We start from the raw sequence: 18,582 nt of genomic DNA, 5'->3' as shown, positions 1-18,582 counted from the left end.
TTTGATGGGAAATCATTACCACGTTCTTCTTCAAACCCCTCAAGCCAATCTATCGCGAATCATGCGTCACTTGGATGGGTTGTATACCCAACGTTATAATAGGAGACATCATCGGGATGGTCCGCTGTTCAGGGGTAGGTAGTACAATTAGAAGGATGAGGAAGGAGTTAGAGAAAGGAGGAAAGGTCCTCCAAAAATACGGGGCAATTAAAAAGGTTCTCGAAGGTTGAGCCAAGACGAGATTTGACCCCTTTCCTTTGTCCTTCAAGGAAAATTCATCGGAAATGGGGCAGTAGATGCCGAACCTTTACGTGAAGTTTTATCTTCTTGGATACAATTGAAAGATTTGGTTAGACTTCAGGAGGTTGGAAATAGCAAATTGAAACGAAAGTTGTCCGAAGTGGTGAGAGCGCTTGAGGATGACTACGAAATTGAATTTGAACTTATTACAACCGGTGCGCTAACTGATGCTGCCAAATCCGATTTGGATACATTTCAGGCGCAGCTTGTTGAACTAAGTGAAAATAATGATTTTTATGCAAACATTAAGGTCGTAGATAATAATGAATTGAAAAGAAGGTATGACCTTGCTCTTGAAAAGGATAATCCGACAATCAATCATGAAGTGGATTTATCAAATAGCAAGGCCATGGAAATTGAAATAGCTGGTAACAAGGTTATCGTGGCCGCACTTCCGCTAAAAGAGTGCATTAAAATGCCGGGGATAAAGGATGGCACTTTATTTCAAAAAAATGTTAGGCAAAGTTTGGGGTTAAGCAACAGAGTAAACAAGGGAATTAAAAGTACAATATATTCCGACCAACATAAGGACTTTTTTTTCTACCATAATGGAATTACCGCTATTTGCAATAAATTATCATCAAAGGATAATAAGTTAAAGCTTCACGGTTTAAGCGTTGTCAATGGATGCCAATCTATAACTACAATTTTGAATTGCAGCGAAAAAGTAAAACAATTAAGCGAAACATACATCCTATTTCGGTTTTATGAAATACCCCAGAGGGAACGTGGTGACAAAATAAGCATTAATACAAATTCACAAAGCGCTGTTAAACCAAGAGATCTTAGAAGTAATGATAAACGGGTTTTAAATATCAAGAAATCATATGAACAGAAATATCCTAACGGATATTTTGTGAGTAAACGAGGGGAAGTCCCTCCTGCCTCAAAAGACAAGGACTATGTATTAGATCTACTAAATTTAGGGAAATATCTGATTACATGGCATTCACAAAGACCCAATATCGCCTATAGTGAAACAAGAATTTTTGACAAGTACTTCGACCAATTATTTAAAAAGGATTACTCTTCTGAAAAAGCAAATGCATTAAATGTTTGGATGAAAAAGGTTTGGGAAAGATGGGATAAAAACAATCCGTTAGGACTTAATGAAAGTTTGCTCGCGATGCGAGCTTATGCGCCCTATCACCACCTCTATGCAATTTCAGTTTGTTTTGGTGTATCGAATTCAATGCCAATGGAAAGTGTTCCAGATCCAAACGTAGCTATGAGTAGGGCTGCAAATTTTAACCTTTTAGACCAAATTGTTGATTTGGCAGGTAGATCGCTAAACTTTGCTTTGGAATCTGCCGCAAATGAGCCACAACCATCCAATAGGGTTTTTAGTCCTCAAAACTGGATAAAAACAAAAACTTGTTTAGCTGGTATACGAGCGGCGGTTAGTCAGAGTTTGAATATGTTACCAATGATGAACGCTGATATTGCCAATAAAATTAAACAGGGGTTACAAATGGAGAGAGACCAGTTCGAGGCTAGGTGGTCAGCTGATTGAAAACATAACAACTGCATCAACTCGGACTGGCAATTCCGCTGCGCCCATTTCCAGCCGGTTATGGGGAGCGTTACAATTCTTACTCCGCGCAGAGAGGGAGAGGGTCAAATCTGAGAGGGGTCAAATCTCGTCTTGAGTCATGTTTGGGGATTATGGTAGCCTCTGCTCATGTCGCGTCCACTTCGAATCGAATATCCCGCTTTCCCTTCGTAATCATCAATTCTTCAACTTTGGTTTTTTATTTAGTTGTAGGGGAAAGTCCCAAGGTGTAAACCGCAGGAATATTCCACCAAACCGTTTCCTTCCCTAAGTTTTTTTCTTAAAAAGAGGCAGTCCAATTCAGTTAAAACCTCAAAGGGTTAAAGGTGTAAATTCCTTGACTTTTTGCCCTTCCATTTGATACCTTCAACATCTTAATTCTATTTAGAAAAAAGGTCTTGAACCCCTATGAAAAAAATTTCTTCTTTAACCTTTCAACAGCTAATTTTAGCCTTCCAGCATTTTTGGGAAAAACAAGGATGTGTACTTCAGCAGCCCTATGACCTTGAGATGGGGGCGGGTACCTTTCACCCTGCCACCTTTCTCCGAGCGTTAGGTCCGGAATTTTGGAAGGCCGCTTTTGTTCAACCCTGCCGAAGACCCACCGATGGCCGGTATGGGGAAAATCCCAACCGGCTTCAGCATTATTATCAATATCAGGTTTTGCTTAAACCCCCTCCGGAGGATATCCAACAACTCTACCTGAAAAGCTTAAAAGAAGTGGGTATTTCCAATAGGGAGCATGATATCCGGTTTGTCCATGATGATTGGGAATCTCCCACGCTGGGAGCCTGGGGCCTGGGCTGGGAAGTGCGGTTGGATGGAATGGAGATCACCCAATTCACCTATTTTCAAGAGGTGGGGGGGATTGAATTGGATCCGGTTTCCGTTGAAATTACCTATGGGCTTGAGCGGATTGCCATGTACCTTCAAAATGTGGACAATGTTTTTGATTTGGTTTGGACCGATGGAATTTTTTATGGGGATGTTCACCACGAGACGGAGATCCAGTTTTCCCGTTATAACTTTGAAGAGGCGGACATTGAGGGTTTAAAGCAAGCATTTTCCCTCTGCGAGGAGGAGGCAAAACGGTTGGTCGAAAAAGGACTTGTTTACCCGGCCTATGACCAATGCATGAAGTGTTCCCACCTTTTCAATCTCCTTGAAGCCCGAGGGGCCATCAGTGTGGCAGAGCGTACAACTTATATTACACGCGTTCGTAACATTGCCCGAAAATGTGCGGAAGCGTACCTTCATTTTCGGGAAGAAAAAGGACATCCTTTAACCCAACCGGGAAAGAAAAGGGAGAAAGTTTGGAAGATTCATGTCTAAAGAACTCTTCCTAGAAATTGGAACCGAAGAAATTCCTGCGGTCTTTTTGCCGCCCGCCCTCGGGCAGTTGGAAAAATTGGCCGAAACAATGTTTCAAAACCATCGCATTGCCTTCTCAGGACTCAAAACCCTTGGAACTCCTCGGCGGTTGGTTCTTTTGTGTGAGGATGTCTCGGTTCAACAAACCGATGTTGAAATGGAAACATTGGGTCCCGCCAGAAGGATTTCTTATGACCCCCAGGGCCATCCTACCCCAGCCGCAAAAGGTTTTGCAAAATCCCAGGGAGTGGAAGTGGAGGATCTCTCTTTCAAAACCACGGAGAAGGGAGAATATATTTGCGTTAAGAAACTTGAAAAGGGGGAAAAAACCTTTTCGCTTTTGAAAACCATTTTCCCCGAATTAATTTCCTCTTTGCATTTCCCCAAAAGCATGCGTTGGAATGGAGGGAAGGTTCGTTTTGCCAGACCGATTCGGTGGATTGTGGCATTATTTAATGATCAGGTGGTTCCTTTTTCCCTTGGGAAGGTTCGGGCCGGTTCCTTTTCGAGGGGCCATATGGCAATCCCTTCCCCAGGAAAAACCAAATCAATTCAGTTTAAATTTAAAGGAATTACCCAATACCTTCAAGAGGCAAGGAAATATCATGTGCTTGTGGATCCTATAGAGCGGAAAGTAAAAATTGAAAAAGAAATCGGTCGACTCACCCGGGGAGGGGCCGAGGTCATTCCGGACCAAGAACTTTTAGAGTTAACCACCAATATGGTTGAATTTCCCGTTGCCATCAAGGGGGGATTCCACCGTGAATTTTTGGAGCTTCCCAGGGAGGTGTTGATCAATGCCATGAGGGAGCATCAGGGCTATTTCCCAATTGAAGACCCAAAAGGAAAACTTCTTCCCCAATTTATATCGGTGTGTGATGTGAAGGCCTCAAAGATGAATGTGATACGAAAGGGGAATGAGCGGGTCCTGAGAGCCAGATTGGCGGATGCCAGGTTTTTTTTCAAAAAGGATCGAAAAGAGGGGCTGGATAAACGGGTAGATGAATTGAAGGGAATGACTTTTCATCAGGGGTTGGGGACCCTCTATGAGAAAACCCAACGGTTGCAGGCTCTCGGAGAGTTTTTGGCCAATCAATGGGATGGATTTTCTATTGACCAAATTCGTCGTGCAGCTTTTTTGTCCAAAGCGGATTTGAGGACCGAGATGGTAGGTGAATTTCCCAAACTACAGGGGATCATGGGAGGAGAATATGCCCGTTTTCAAGGGGAGGAGACAGAGGTCTATCAGGCGATTTCCGAGCAGTACCTTCCCGGGTTTGTAGGAGATCATTTACCTCAAACCGAAGCAGGAACGGCCCTGGCCATCGCTGATAAATTGGATTCCCTTACCGGATTTTTTGGCATCAATCGTGCTCCATCTGGTTCTCAAGACCCCTATGGACTCCGGCGCCAGGCTTTGGGAATAGGGTTAATCCTCATTGGGAAGCAAAAACGGCTTTCCCTGGTGGGTGCTATTACGGAAGGGATCCGGGTTTATCAGGGGAAGATTAAGCGACCTTCCCAGGAACTAGGCGAAGCGCTTTTGGATTTTTTTAAACAGAGGATTTCCTACCTGTTGACCCAAGAAGGTTTTCGAACGGATTTGGTGACGGCCATCCTGGATCGGTGTGATGATCCCTTTGATGCACGCGAACGTTTGATCGCATTGGTGCAGCTATCAAGGCAGACCGGGTTTAATGAACTCATTGTTGCTTTTACGCGGGTGATGAATATCCTCCCCAAAGGCTTTGAGGGAGAGGTTCAGGCCGAACGTTTTCAGGATGAGGTGGAGAGAAACCTTTTTGGGTTGTTTCAAAAAACAGAAAAAACCGTTCTTCCCTTGATGGACGAATTTAAATATTCAAAGGCCTTAGCAGAATTGGTTTCTCTTAAACCTTTTATTGATACGTTTTTCGAAAAGGTCCTGGTGATGGATCCCGATCCACAGATCCGGCAGAACCGGCTGGCCCTGATGAAAGGATTAAGAGATCTGTTTTGGCTTTTTGGTAATTTTTCAAAGATCCAACAAAGTGAGGGAAAACAGGAATGAGGGAAAGGAGAAACCTTTCAATTTTTGGGAAGAAGTATTCCTTAATCCTGTTCCTGTTTTTCGGAATTCTGATTCAGGACAGTGCTGCTAGGGGTGAAACCGGGGGGATGGCTTTAAAAACCCCCGGACATCGTTTTATGGTTATGGTGACGGAACGGGCAGTGGATTATTTTCAGTTTCGACAGGATCTTTCTTTGACGGATGACCAGATGATTTCTATCCGGGGGATTCTGCGAAATACTCGAAGAGCGTTGATTCAGCAGGATGCCTTTTTAAAATTAGAGATGGATGTTCTGGGCCGGCTTTTGCTTAACCCTGTTTTCGAGGAGCAATTGCTTATTAACCAGCTGGAATTGGTGGAGGACCTAATCAAGAATGAAACGAAAACCTGGCTCCAGGGGTTGGAAGAGCTGCAAGCCGTTTTAAACAAAGAACAGATTTTGACCTATGCTTTTATCAAGGGGGTTCCTTTACCGGTGATGGAATTTCCAAGGGGAGAATATGAGGGGATGGCCAGGAAGGTCATGGATAGGCACGGGGAATTTTTTCTGAAGAAAAAAAAAGAGTTAGAACTTTTGGACATGCAGGTTCAGAAACTGTCTTCCTTAAATCAACAATACCTTTGGGAAATGGTAAGTCGGTCCACCCTTTTTGAGTCGGGCCAGTTTGAGGTTCAAGATTTGGTTTCCGAACCGGTGATTAATTTTGAGGCCTTGAGAAAACAGGTTTTAGAGAATGAAAAACTTAAATCTGTTTTTTTTTCAACCATGGTTTCATACCTTACTCAGACCCAGAAGGTGTTAACCCCGCAACAGGTTAACGGTCTGGTTCAGGTTTTAAATTAGACGGAGGTTTAATCCGGATGGAATTCATTCCGGTTTCCAAGCTTTGGGAACACAAGGAGGGATTATGAAGGCAACCAAGTATGTTTACTTTTTTGGGGAAGGAAAGGCCGAAGGGCGAGGGCACATGAAGGATGTCCTGGGTGGAAAAGGGGCGGGTTTGGCGGAAATGACCCATCTTGGAATTCGGGTTCCTGCGGGGTTTACCATCTCCACCCAAGCCTGTAACGCTTTTTATGCCAATGGAAAACGTTACCCTAAGGGGTTATGGGAGGGAATTTTGCGGAATCTGGCCCGGGTTGAAAAAGTGATGGGAGCCCGTTTTGGTGATTCCAAAAATCCCCTTTTGGTTTCCGTTCGTTCGGGGGCCAAAATATCGATGCCTGGAATGATGGATACGGTCTTAAACATTGGTTTGAATGAGAACAGCGTTGAAGGATTGGCTACACGTTCTCAAAATAGGCGGTTTGCGTTTGATGCTTATCGGCGATTTATTATGATGTTTGGTGATGTGGTGATGGGAATTAAGCGGGAGCGTTTCGAAAAAATTCTAGACGGTGTCAAACAGGAAAAATCACTTCAGGAAGATACCGCCCTGGAAGTGGAAGATCTTCAGGGTTTGGTAAAGCAGTACAAAGCACTGGTCCAGGAAGAAAAAGGGAGGCCTTTTCCGGATGACCCCATGGAGCAGCTTCGGATGAGTATCAATGCGGTTTTTGACTCTTGGAACGGAGACCGCGCGGTGAAATACCGAAATATTTACCAAATTCCCCATGATATGGGAACCGCCGCCAACGTCCAATCTATGGTGTTCGGTAACATGGGGGAGACCTCTGGAACCGGAGTGGCTTTTACGAGAGATCCTTCAACGGGTGAAAAACGCTTTTTCGGGGAATGCCTTTTCAATGCACAGGGAGAGGATGTGGTGGCGGGAATTCGAACCCCCCTTCCGATTGATGCTTTAGCCAAAAAAGTTCCTTCTGCTTATTCCGACCTTATTAAAATTTATAAAAAGTTGGAACGGCACTATAAAGACATGTTGGATATTGAGTTTACGATCCAAGAGGGAAAGCTGTATATGCTGCAGACCCGAACGGGTAAACGCACCGCTTCTGCGGCCATTCGAATTGCGGTTGAAATGGTAAAGGAAAAACTAATTGATAAAGAAACCGCTATTCTGAGAATTCAACCCGAACAGCTAGACCATTTACTTCATCCCATGGTGGATGTGAAAGCCAAGGTTAAGGTTCTAACCCGGGGTCTTCCGGCTTCCCCAGGGGCTGCGGTGGGCCGTGTGGTGTTTAATTCGGAGGACGCCGAGCGAGCCAATGAGCTGGGAGAAAAAGTTATATTGGTCCGAGGGGAGACTTCCCCTGAAGATGTGGGTGGAATGCATGCCGCCCAGGGAATTTTAACCGTACGGGGAGGAATGACCTCCCACGCGGCCGTGGTGGCCAGAGGGATGGGAAAATGTTGTATCACCGGGTGTGGGGATATTCGGTTGGATGAAGAACAAAAGATGTTTAAGGTGGGTCACTCGGAGGTCAGAGAGGGAGATTCATTGACACTCAACGGAACCAGCGGGGAGGTGATTTTAGGGGAAGTTCCCTTGGTGACCCCTGAGCAAAGTAAAGATTATGCCACACTGATGAAATGGGTTGATTCGTTTCGTCATCTTAAAGTGAGAACCAATGCGGACACTCCACATGATTCCAAAGTCGCCCGCGGTTTTGGTGCGGAAGGGATTGGGCTTTGCCGCACCGAGCATATGTTTTTTGAGGGAGACCGTATTCAATCTTTCCGGGAAATGATCCTGTCGGAAACAGTGGAAGGCCGTAAAAAAGCGTTGGCGAAACTTCTCCCTATTCAACGCTCCGATTTTAAGGGAATTTTTAAGGAAATGGCTGGGTTGCCCGTTACCATCCGATTATTGGATCCCCCTTTACACGAATTTCTTCCCCGAACGGAAGCAGACCTGGAGGAGCTCTCGAAAGAGATGTCGGTCCCGGTCAAGGAGCTGATCAATAAAAACAATAGCCTTCATGAATTCAATCCCATGCTGGGCCATCGCGGCGTGCGGTTGGGTGTGACCTATCCGGAAATCTATGAAATGCAGGTTCAGGCTATTTTTGAAGCAGCCTGTGAATTGATGGGTGAGGGCCAGAAGGTTTATCCCGAGGTCATGATCCCTTTGGTGGGCCATGTTAAGGAGTTTAATTTGATGAAGGATTTATGTGACCGGGTTGCGAGAGAGGTGATGGGGCGGTTTGGTGTAAAAGTGAAATATCTTGTGGGTACCATGATCGAGCTCCCTCGGGCTGCTTTGGTTGCCAACGAAATTGCAAAAAGGGCAGAGTTCTTTTCCTTCGGAACCAATGATTTGACCCAAACTACCCATGGTTTAAGTCGGGATGATGCGGGGAGGTTTCTCCCCCAATATGTGGAAGCGGGTATTTTTCCCCAAGATCCCTTTGTCACCATTGATCAAGAAGGGGTAGGGCAATTGATGATCATCGGGGTCCGGCGCGGACGATCTGAACGGCCAGATATCAAACTTGGGATTTGCGGGGAACATGGAGGAGAAGCCAAATCCGTTGAGTTCTGTCATCGTATTGGTTTGAATTATGTGAGTTGTTCTCCCTATCGTATCCCGGTTGCTCGTCTGGCTGCCGCTCATGCGGCGTTGAAAGGGAAAAAATCCCCTAAAAAATCAAAAACCAAATCCTCCCGAGAGGAATCTCGGAAAGCCAGCAAAAAGAAAGTTCGCTCTAGGTGAATGTGAACCATTCAATGAATGACCTTCGGTTTATGCGGATGGCACATTCTCTGGCTATGAAGGCCAGGGGTTTTACCAGCCCTAATCCCCTGGTAGGGGCGGTGGTGGTTCGAGGGGGGAAAGTGGTTGGAAAGGGCTACCATCGTGGAGCAGGAATGCCTCATGCGGAAATTGTGGCCTTAGAAGAGGCTGGGTCAAGGGCCCGGAATGGCATTTTGTATGTGACATTGGAGCCCTGCTGTCACCTCAAGAAAAGAACCCCACCCTGTGTTCCTAAGGTGGTCGAGAGCGGGGTCCGGCGTGTGGTAATTGCCATGGAGGACCCGAATCCCCGGGTTTCCGGAAAAGGGATCAGAGCACTTCGCAAAAAAGGAATTGAGGTGGAAGTTGGGGTTTTATCTGAAAAGGCCCGGTCCTATAATGAAAGTTATATTAAATTTGTAACCACCGGGCGGCCCTTTGTCATATTAAAAGTCGCCGCCAGTTTGGATGGAAAAGTTTCAACCGCCAGAGGGGAATCCCGTTGGATTACGGGAGAGTCTTCCCGGAAATTCGTTCACCAATTACGTCAACAATGCGATGGTATCCTTGTTGGAATTGGGACGGTTCTTTCCGATGACCCTCTATTGACGGTTCGTCTCCCCAAACAACCCATCCGGGAACCCTTTCGCATTGTGCTCGATACCCGTTTGCGCTTTCCCTTGAAAGCAAAAATGATCCGGAAAGCCGATCCCTCCAAAACCATTATTGTTACGGGGCGGAAAGGGTCCAAAGCAAAACAAAAGGCCCTTGAGGAACGTGGGGTTAGGGTCCTTAGGGAAAAATCGGATCAGGGGGGAATTGATATGCTCTCATTAATAAAAAAGTTGGGGGGGATGAGCCTGACCTCTTTGTTGATTGAGGGAGGTCCAAAAATCAATGCTTCCGCTTTGGCCTCAAAAATTGTAAATAAAGTCATTTTTTTCCTCGCCCCTAAAATTATCGGGGGGACACAAGCAAAAGGTGCTATTGCAGGAAATTCACCGGAGTCCCTCAAAAAAGCACTATCCTTGGAAAGAATGAAGGTAACCCCAATGGGAAAGGATTGGATGGTGGAAGGGTATCTTCATTGACAGAAGGGCAGATTTTTTAAACACAAGGGGGAATAATGCAACGAAAGATATGGGTAGGTATTTTGGCGGGCCTTTTCTTATTGATGACTGCTTCTCCCTCAAAAGCCCAAACGGCGGAAGAATTAGCTGACGTTTTAAAAAGCGGCTTTTTTGGAGGGTTAATTGGTACTATGATTGGAGGGGGCATCCTGCTCCTTATGGATAATCCTGATGATCACCTTGAGGTACTGGGTTATGGGGCCGGCTCAGGAATCATTTTGGGAACGATTTACGGAATTGTTCAAATTCCCCGGAATTCATTCGCCGAGATTAATGAAGGAGAACTTTCATTGAATATTCCCACGGTTGAAATACGCCCTATTGGCGGAAGGAGCCAATCGGCCTTCCCCGGGGGAAAACCCTCTCCCCATGGGTTGAAAACAAGCGGCGTAGAATTAAGCCTTCTTAAAATTTCCTTTTAATTTGGATTTTATTTTCCCCCTTTTATTTTTTACCCGGTGGATGTTTCTTGGAGATTCGCACGCCTAATGGAAGGACCTTTTTACTTCTTTGTGTTTTAAGTACGCTTGCTTATTTTAGCTACAACCTGATTCGAACCCCTCTCCTTCCCCTATTTGCCGATCATCTTGGGGCTTCCCCTGAGTGGATTGGCTTCATCGTTGCGGCCTCTACCCTAACCGGTGTTTTATTTAAATTCCCAGGGGGAATGTTTTCCGATTTTTTAGGAAGACGCTTTTTAATTTTTCTGGGTGTTTTGGCCTTTTCCTTTGCCCCTTTTTTCTATTATTGGGTAAGTGACGTTTGGCAATTGATCCTCTTACGGTTTTTCCATGGATTTGCCACTGCCTTGTTTGCCCCAGTGGCCATGACGGTTGTCGCGGATATGTTTAAAAGCACCCGTGGAGAAAGCCTCGGATGGTATTCGTCAGCGAACCATTTAGGAAAATTGACTGGTCCAATGGTGGGTGGATTTCTATTGACGATTGGGACTTTTTCCACTGTATTTGGTGTGTGTTCAGTAATAGGGGTTTTTATCTTTGCCTTGTTTTTTACCATCCGATTTCCAAAACAGCGATTCCTTTCAGTCCGGCGGGATGGTTGGAAAAAACTCGGGCCTGAGTGGATCAAAGGGCTGAAAGAACTGGTCAGTGATATCCGAATCCTCCTGACCAGTAGTATGGAAGGGATGGTTATGCTCGCGTCGGGAGCGCTGATGGCTTTTTTGCCGATTTACTCCAGAGATGTAGGACTTAACTACGGAGAAATTGGTCTCCTCTTTGGAATTCAAGGAACTGCCATGCTTTTGGTCCGGCCCTTTATGGGGAGAATTTCCGATCGCTATGGGCGGAGGGGAATGATCATTGGGGGTTTATTTCTATGTGCCCTTTCCATCGGGTTGATCCCTTTGAATCAAGGGTTTATTCCTCTTTTACTGTTAGCGGGAATATTTGGCTTGGGAGAGGCCATTGCCACATCTTCCACTTCTGCCTTTGTGGCCGACTTATGTGAGGTCCGCTCCCTGGGTTCCGCCATGGGGATATTTGGTTCCATTATGGATATTGGCCATGCCAGCGGCCCTCTTTTCTTTGGATTGTTGGTGGGATGGTTGGGATACCTATGGACCTTTCAGGTTTTTTTGTTTGTTTTATTAGCAGGGGTTCTGCTTTTTGCAGGGGTGGTTAGAAGAGAAGCTGAGGTGAAGGGATTTTGACAAGTAGGGAATCCCTCTGTTAAGATTTCCCCTGTCTGGGGGACTATGTTTACAGGAATTATTGAAGAAGTGGGAATCGTGGCAAGCCTTCAGCGGGACGGCAAAAGTGCGCGAATGACCATACGTTCAAAAGAGGTCGTTCAAGGCGTGAAGATAGGGTCCAGTATTTCCGTTGATGGGGTCTGCTTAACAGCGGTCCATAAAACAGATGAGGGGTTTAGTGTGGATGTGTCTCCTGAAACTTTTCGGGTCACTCATTTGGGACAAGTCAAAGAAGGCGAGGGGGTCAATTTAGAAGGATCCCTTCGGCTTGGGGATCCTTTGGATGGTCATTGGGTGACCGGACATGTTGACGGGGTGGGGTTTCTTCGAAAACGGGAATTAGCTGGAGAAAGCCAAATCCTTTTTTTTGAAATTCCCCAAAATCTTTTGCGGTATTGTATTTCAAAAGGATCCATTGCCGTTGATGGAATAAGTCTTACCATCAACCAGATTGGCCCCAAGGGGGTTGAAGTGATGATTATTCCCCATACTTTGAAAATGACAACCTTGGGGGATAAATCAATCGGTTCCCCCGTTAATATTGAAACCGATTTAATCGGTAAATACGTTCAACGGCTTTGTTCTCCTTCCGAAAATTCTTAGATTTTTCCCTCTTATTTCCTTACCCATCCATTTCCAAATCGTACCCCATGGTTTTTTTAAGGTTCCTGCTTACCTGAAATGGGGTAAGGTTTGCTATCTTTGACCCTAAAAGGTTGAATTCTTCAGCCAAGAAAAAGGACTTGAAGATTATAGTGATTTCCGATAAGAATGTAAGGTATGAAAGAAGAGGTGTTAATAAACGAGTTTCGGGGGGTACCCAACCGTGAAATATGGGCCATAGGGGGAGGAAAAGGAGGGACCGGTAAAAGCTTTATTGCAGGAAACGTGGGAATCTACCTGGCTAAAATGGGAAAGCGGGTTATTCTCATTGATGCGGATTTAGGCTGTGCGAACCTGCACACCTGCTTGGGAATACCCTATCCGGAGGCTACCCTTTCGGATTTTATAAAAGGGAAGGTTGCTCACATTAAGGATGTGGTGGTTCCCACTGGCATTCCTAATCTGACCTTGATCAGTGGTGCTCAGGATATTTTGGAAATTGCCAACCCACGTTATAATCAAAAAATGAAACTTATCCGGAAAATCCATGAGCTGGATTTTGATTATATCCTTTTGGATTTAGGGGCTGGAACCTCCTTTAATATTTTGGATTTCTTTTTAATCTCCGATAATGGGATTTTGGTCGTTTTGCCGGAGCCTACCTCTATCGAAAATGTTTACCGTTTTATCAAAGCCTCTTTTTACCGGCGTTTTAAAAAAGTGGTGAAAAATAAAAACATCAAGGAAATTATTGCCATTGCCATGGATCAGAAAAACGAACGGGGAATCAAAACGCCCCATGATCTGATTGATCAGGTAACCTGTATTGATGAGACCGTAGGCCGAAAACTTCAGCAGGAAATGTATAGTTTCAAACCCAAAATGGTGGTGAACCAGGTACGGTCTCCTGATGATATGGCCCTTGGGTTTTCCATGAGGAGTTCCTGTTCGAAATATTTTGGAATTGGTGTCGAATATTTGGGGTATATTGATTATGATGATTGCGTTTGGCAGGCCACCAAAAGAAAACGGCCTCTGATGACGGAGTTTCCCTATGCGACCTCCGCCCGATGTCTTGAGAAAATTGTTATTAATCTACTCAAACAAGAGCAATTAACCTTTGAAAGTATTATTTCCAGGAAAAGTTAAACCGAAACCTTTCAAGGATTGAAGTCCTGTTCCGATGCCAATCCGCCCATGGATTTGTTTACATGAAAAGAATTCTTGATCAAAATTATTATGAACTTTTAGATATTCATGCCAATGCGACGCGGGATGAAATCCGCCGGGCTTACCGGGTAATGAAGGAGGCTTTTCAAGAAGACTCTCTGGCGATTTACTCACTATACGATTCTTCTGAGTTGACCCAGATTCAAAGGCGTTTGGATGAAGCCTATCGAACGCTGCTGGATGAAGGGGGGCGAGGGGCTTATGACTCAACCCTTTCTCCAACTTCCCGAGAAGAAATAGTAAAGGAAAGTCAACCTCAAACCGACCCCGTTCCATTAAAGGTCAATGTTTCTTCCGGAAATGAGCCCCCGGTCATTGATGGGGAATTGGAAACCTTCCTGAATAATATTGGAGAAACCTGTACAGGTGAATTATTAAAGCGGTTTCGGGAATCCCAAGGGATCTCCTTGGAGTGGGTTGCGCAGAAAACCCGGATAAACATTACCTATCTCAATTTTATTGAATCCAACCACCATTCAGGCCTTCCTCACTGGGTTTATTTAAAATCTTATCTGTTCCAATACGCAGAGGTTTTAGGGATTGATCCCCAGCAAGTTCTTGAGGGATTTTTAAAAAATTATACCCCCAAACGATAAAAAAAACCTGATCTCCATTTAACTCTTCCACATTGTTTTATCGGCATTATTCTCTCTGGTTACCCACTTTCTTATCGGTTATTTGGGTAATGGCCTCCCGGATGATCTCCACCATACGGGCCAGTTCTTTGCGGGTTGAGATGAATGGGGGAACGAGGACGATAATATTTCCAAGTGGCCGAAGAATCATTCCCCTTTTTTTTGCTTCCTCACACACCCTTATTCCGATTTTTTCAGTGAGGGGGTATGGGTTCTTTGTCTTTTTTTTTCTGACCAACTCAATTCCCACCATGAAACCGGCCTGTCGGATATCCCCCACATGGGGGAGGTCCTTTAAGGCGGCCAAAATTTTTCTTAAAAAGGTGGCTTTTCCCTTCAGACGGGTCAGGACCTTTCCTTTTTTAAAAATCTGTAGGTTAGCCAGTGCCGCTGCACAACCGAGAGGATTTCCTGTATAGCTGTGACCGTGAAAAAACGTTTTGAACTCCTCATACGAACCTAAAAAGGTTTTGTAAACGGGGTCGGTTGTGAGTGTGGCGGCTAAAGGGAGATACCCTCCGGTAATCCCTTTGGAGAGGGCCAAAATATCCGGGGTCACACCGTCCTCTTGGCAAGCGAACATTGTCCCCGTTCTTCCAAATCCGGTTGCTACTTCATCGGCAATTAAAAGGATATTCAAATCGGTGCAGATTTGCCGGATTCGTTTGAGAAATCCCGGTGGCGCTGTGATCAATCCCGCCGCGGCTTGAACTTTGGGTTCGATGACCACAGCGGCGATTTCTGGGTGGTGGCTCCTTAGTGTTTTTTCAATCTCATCCGCACACGCCAGCTGACAGGAAGGAAAATTAAGATCGAGGTGACAGCGATAACAATAAGGAGACGGGATTTTAAGTGTTTTAAAAAGGAGGGAGGCAAACCGTTGGTGGAATAAATCAATTCCCCCAACGCTGACCGAGCCCACTGTATCTCCATGATATGCATTGGTGAAGGAAACAAAAATCTTTTTTTCCGGCTGGGCCGGTTTTTGAAGTTGCCAGAATTGATAGGCCATTTTGATTGCAATTTCCATAGCGGTGGATCCATCGTCTGAATAAAAAACACGGGTTAACCCTTTGGGAGCGATCCGGACCAAAGCCTTTGCTAACCGGATGGCCGGAATATTGGACAAACCCAAAAGGGTCGAATGAGCCACCTTTTTCAGTTGGCTTTTTATGGCTTCATCAATTTCCTGACATTGATGGCCGTGTAGGTTGACCCAAATGGATGATGTGCCGTCCAAATAGGAATGGCCTCGAAGGTCCTTGAGATAGACTCCTTTGGCTTCTTTTATGATGATGGGCGTTTCTTTAGTCCATTCCTGCATTTGGGTGAAGGGGTGCCATAGATATCGTTTGTCTTGATTGATTAACCGGGTAATTTCCCTTTGAGGAAAAGAAATTTCACCGGGACGGGATTTTCTTTCTTTGCTTGAACGTTTTTTAGCCATTTTTCCTTTAAAAAAATATGACAATTCCAAGGGTTAAATAAACCCTTCCTGGGAATTTTATAAAAAGGTTTACCCAATAGACCTTATTTTGTAATTGGAAGGGGCTCTCATTTTAGAATTTATAGAAGAAAACCCTATACTTGCGTTGCATTTGGAAAACTTCAATAGTATAATAAATTCAGTCTTCAGACGCAATCCAGTAACTTAAGAAAAAACATCATATGGGGGAGAGAATGGTTCTTCGAGAAAGTCAGGGGAGAAATCGTGTTATTTTGTCCGGCCTTCTTATTCTTATGGGGATTGTTATCGGCGTTGTGGTCTCAACGCATTTGGATTGGCTTCCCTTTGGGCAGGCCGAAAGTGAGGACCAGATCCGTTCCGCCCTTCCTTCTTTCCCGCCCAATGGGCCTGAACTCTCGTTCATGGAAATTTCAAAGACGGTTACTCCCGCGGTGGTAAATATTTCAAGCACCCGTGTTATTAAGCGTCCAGGAGGGGGCGGGGGAGGTGGCCAGGCTCCACTTTTCGATGATCCTTTTTTCCGGCGTTTTTTCGGTGATGAATTTTTTCGGCAGTTTCAAATGCCCCGGCAACACCAGGAGCAAAGTTTGGGGTCGGGCGTGATTGTTGACCCGGAGGGTTATATTGTGACCAATAATCATGTGGTCGAGCAAGCCAGCGAAATCAAGGTGTTTTTGTCGAACCGCCAGGAATATAAAGGGAAATTGGTGGGAAGTGATCCTAAAAGCGATGTTGCCGTTATTAAAATTGAAGGCAAGAATGATTTTCCCTCTGCGGTTTGGGGAAATTCTGATTTTCTGCAAGTGGGGGAATATGTTTTGGCCATTGGTAATCCCTTTGGACTCAACCAAACGGTAACCATGGGTATTATCAGTGCGGTGGGTAGAGCCAACGTGGGAATTGCCGATTATGAAGATTTTATCCAAACGGATGCTGCAATCAATCCAGGAAATTCAGGGGGGGCATTGGTCAATATCCGGGGAGAGGTGATCGGAATCAATACGGCTATTTTTACACGGAGTGGAGGTTATCAAGGGATTGGGTTTGCGGTTCCCAGTAATATGGCGCAATCGGTCATGAACAGTTTAATTAAAACTGGAAAAGTGGTTCGCGGATGGTTAGGGGTTTCAATACAAGAAATTAGTCCGGAATTGGGTAAGCAATTCGGTGTGGAGGAGTTGAAAGGGGCCTTGGTGAGCGATGTGTTCCCGGATAGCCCCGCCCACGATGCGGGGTTGGAAAGAGGGGATGTTATTCTGGAATACCAAGAAAAAATTGTAAAAAGCGTAAGCCAACTTCGCAATATGGTGGCTCAAACTACCGTTGGAACAAAAGTGGAGTTAAAAGTATTACGGGATCAAAAGGAAAAAATATTTAAGGTAAAAATAGGGGATCTTCCGAAAGACCTCACGGAAGCCCGTTTGGGAGAAGAGGTGGTTCCGGAGGAAATGGATAATGTGCTCAACGGGTTGGAGGTTCAAGAACTGGCTGCGGATATTATTCGTCAGTTGGATCTTCCAAAAGAAATTCAGGGGGTGGTGGTTTCAAATGTAACAGGGGATACGCGGGTGGAACGCTCGGGACTTCAAAGAGGAGATGTTATTCAGGAAATAGATCGTAAAAAAATTCGTTCCATGAAGGATTATCAAAAAGTTGTTTCCAGTCTTAAAAAAGATAAAACGATTCTTCTTCTGGTATTTCGTGAAGGTAGGACGTTCTTTGTGACGGTTTCTTCCGAATGATTCATTTTGTTTATTTTTTTTATTGAGGGTTAATTTTATTGATGTATAAACCCTGTGTGGGGAGGTTGTTTAATTGTTTTAATTAATTTTTAACCATATTTATAAGGGGGTGTCATATGGCTGCAGTTATTGGAAGATTGGTTTTTTTACTGGTCAGCGCCCTGGCTGGCTTTTATGTTTTTTTGAAAGGGTTTTCGGATGTTCATTCTATGGTGGGAGCTGGGGTCGGAGGACTCATTGCACTTTTTGTGATTTCATTGGAATTTGGTTTTCAGAAACTTTCCACCAAGGTGGTTCTGGGAGGGCTCCTTGGGCTATTAGCGGGAATGGTTTCTGCGGGAGTTATCCTCTTCATTACGGAGTCGCTTTTTTTTGATGGGGGTAAATTTTTAGCCATTTGGCAGTTGTTTGCGTTGGCTTTGTTTTCTTATTTGGGGATTGTGTTGGGCATCCGGTGGGGAAAACTTCCCGGCCTCGGTTTTATTTCATCGGGGAGAGGGGAGGAGACCCAAGCCACCAATAACAAAATTCTGGATACCAGCACGATTATTGATGGAAGAATTGCAGATTTGTGCGAGACCGGTTTTTTGGATGGGACCTTTATTATTCCCCATTTTATTTTACAGGAGCTTCAACATATTGCTGATTCTTCTGATTCCATGAAACGGGCTCGGGGTAGGAGGGGTTTGGATATACTGCACCGCATTCAAAAAATGTCGGAAATTGATGTTCAGCTAGTCGAAAATGATTTTCCCCATATTCGTGAAGTGGATGCGAAACTGGTGGCGCTGGGAAAAGAGATACTAGGGAAAATTGTAACCAATGATTTGAATTTAAACAAGGTTGCGGAGCTTCAGGGGGTGCGGGTTTTAAATATTAACTCCCTTTGCAACGCGCTGAAACCGGTGGTTCTTCCGGGGGAGACCATGAGGGTCTTTGTGTTGAAAGAAGGGAAAGAAGCCGGTCAAGGGGTTGCCTACTTGGATGATGGCACCATGATTGTGGTGGATGATGCCCGCCGATATATTGGCCGAAATGTGGATGTGGTGGTGACCAGTGTTTTACAGACCACTGCGGGTCGGATGATTTTCACCCGATTAAAAGATGAAAGTGAGAAGGAGGAATTAAAGGTGGCACGAGGTTAAAGA

At 45.0% G+C, this 18,582-nt stretch carries 14 protein-coding genes and 1 pseudogene; 14 read left to right on the top strand and 1 reads right to left on the bottom strand.

The features are described from left to right. Nucleotide 1: 1 nt before the first annotated feature. From VGB26_14550 to VGB26_14495, 12 genes and pseudogenes are all read left to right on the top strand, one after another. A pseudogene (locus VGB26_14550) lies at nt 2-139 on the top strand (transposase). Between the two features lie 240 nt (nt 140-379). Then, nucleotides 380-1,813, top strand: coding sequence for an AIPR family protein (locus tag VGB26_14545; GenBank protein HEX9758997.1), 1,434 nt, complete (start codon nt 380-382; stop codon nt 1,811-1,813). 447 nt (nt 1,814-2,260) lie between these two features. After that, nucleotides 2,261-3,184, top strand: coding sequence for a glycine--tRNA ligase subunit alpha (locus VGB26_14540; protein ID HEX9758996.1), 924 nt, complete (start codon nt 2,261-2,263; stop codon nt 3,182-3,184). Then, nucleotides 3,177-5,273, top strand: a complete 2,097-nt coding sequence (gene glyS, locus VGB26_14535; GenBank protein HEX9758995.1) for a glycine--tRNA ligase subunit beta — start codon at nt 3,177-3,179, stop codon at nt 5,271-5,273. Before VGB26_14540 ends, glyS begins: the two co-directional genes overlap by 8 nt. Next, entirely contained in the window at nt 5,270-6,118 is an 849-nt protein-coding gene (locus VGB26_14530; protein HEX9758994.1) for a hypothetical protein, read from the top strand. The genes glyS and VGB26_14530 overlap by 4 nt, the downstream gene beginning before the upstream one ends. A gap of 64 nt (nt 6,119-6,182) precedes the next feature. Beyond that, nucleotides 6,183-8,891 carry a pyruvate, phosphate dikinase gene (gene ppdK / locus VGB26_14525; protein ID HEX9758993.1) on the top strand — a complete coding sequence of 903 codons (2,709 nt, stop codon included), beginning with the start codon at nt 6,183-6,185 and terminating at the stop codon, nt 8,889-8,891. 14 nt (nt 8,892-8,905) lie between these two features. Then, the gene (gene ribD / locus VGB26_14520) at nt 8,906-10,003 is read left to right on the top strand and encodes a bifunctional diaminohydroxyphosphoribosylaminopyrimidine deaminase/5-amino-6-(5-phosphoribosylamino)uracil reductase RibD (GenBank protein HEX9758992.1); all 1,098 of its coding nucleotides are present in this window, start codon (nt 8,906-8,908) and stop codon (nt 10,001-10,003) included. A gap of 35 nt (nt 10,004-10,038) precedes the next feature. After that, entirely contained in the window at nt 10,039-10,464 is a 426-nt protein-coding gene (locus VGB26_14515) for a hypothetical protein (protein HEX9758991.1), read from the top strand. Nucleotides 10,465-10,511: 47 nt separating this feature from the next. After that, a complete protein-coding gene (locus VGB26_14510; GenBank protein HEX9758990.1) occupies nt 10,512-11,714 on the top strand; it encodes an MFS transporter in 1,203 nt (400 codons plus the stop codon). Nucleotides 11,715-11,759: 45 nt separating this feature from the next. Next, complete coding sequence (locus tag VGB26_14505) at nt 11,760-12,359, top strand: riboflavin synthase (GenBank protein ID HEX9758989.1); 600 nt, start codon at nt 11,760-11,762, stop codon at nt 12,357-12,359. Between the two features lie 177 nt (nt 12,360-12,536). After that, on the top strand, nt 12,537-13,508 hold the full coding sequence (locus VGB26_14500; protein ID HEX9758988.1) for an AAA family ATPase: 972 nt from the start codon (nt 12,537-12,539) through the stop codon (nt 13,506-13,508). A 62-nt stretch (nt 13,509-13,570) separates the two neighbouring features. Continuing rightward, entirely contained in the window at nt 13,571-14,185 is a 615-nt protein-coding gene (locus VGB26_14495; protein HEX9758987.1) for a helix-turn-helix domain-containing protein, read from the top strand. 46 nt (nt 14,186-14,231) lie between these two features. Here the strand turns inward: VGB26_14495 and bioA are convergent, their stop codons facing one another. Next, nucleotides 14,232-15,602, bottom strand: a complete 1,371-nt coding sequence (gene bioA / locus VGB26_14490) for an adenosylmethionine--8-amino-7-oxononanoate transaminase (protein HEX9758986.1) — start codon at nt 15,600-15,602, stop codon at nt 14,232-14,234. 302 nt (nt 15,603-15,904) lie between these two features. Between bioA and VGB26_14485 the strand changes: the two genes are divergently transcribed. Together VGB26_14485 and VGB26_14480 are read left to right on the top strand one after the other, a co-directional pair. Continuing rightward, a complete protein-coding gene (locus VGB26_14485; GenBank protein HEX9758985.1) occupies nt 15,905-17,434 on the top strand; it encodes a DegQ family serine endoprotease in 1,530 nt (509 codons plus the stop codon). A 116-nt stretch (nt 17,435-17,550) separates the two neighbouring features. After that, complete coding sequence (locus tag VGB26_14480) at nt 17,551-18,579, top strand: TRAM domain-containing protein (protein HEX9758984.1); 1,029 nt, start codon at nt 17,551-17,553, stop codon at nt 18,577-18,579. Nucleotides 18,580-18,582: the final 3 nt, after the last annotated feature.

The sequence above is a fragment of the Nitrospiria bacterium genome, assembly GCA_036397255.1.
In the GTDB taxonomy this organism is placed as follows: domain Bacteria; phylum Nitrospirota; class Nitrospiria; order DASWJH01; family DASWJH01; genus DASWJH01.
Note: the sequence above shows the minus strand (reverse complement) of the source record. Positions and strands in the feature narration are given on the sequence as shown.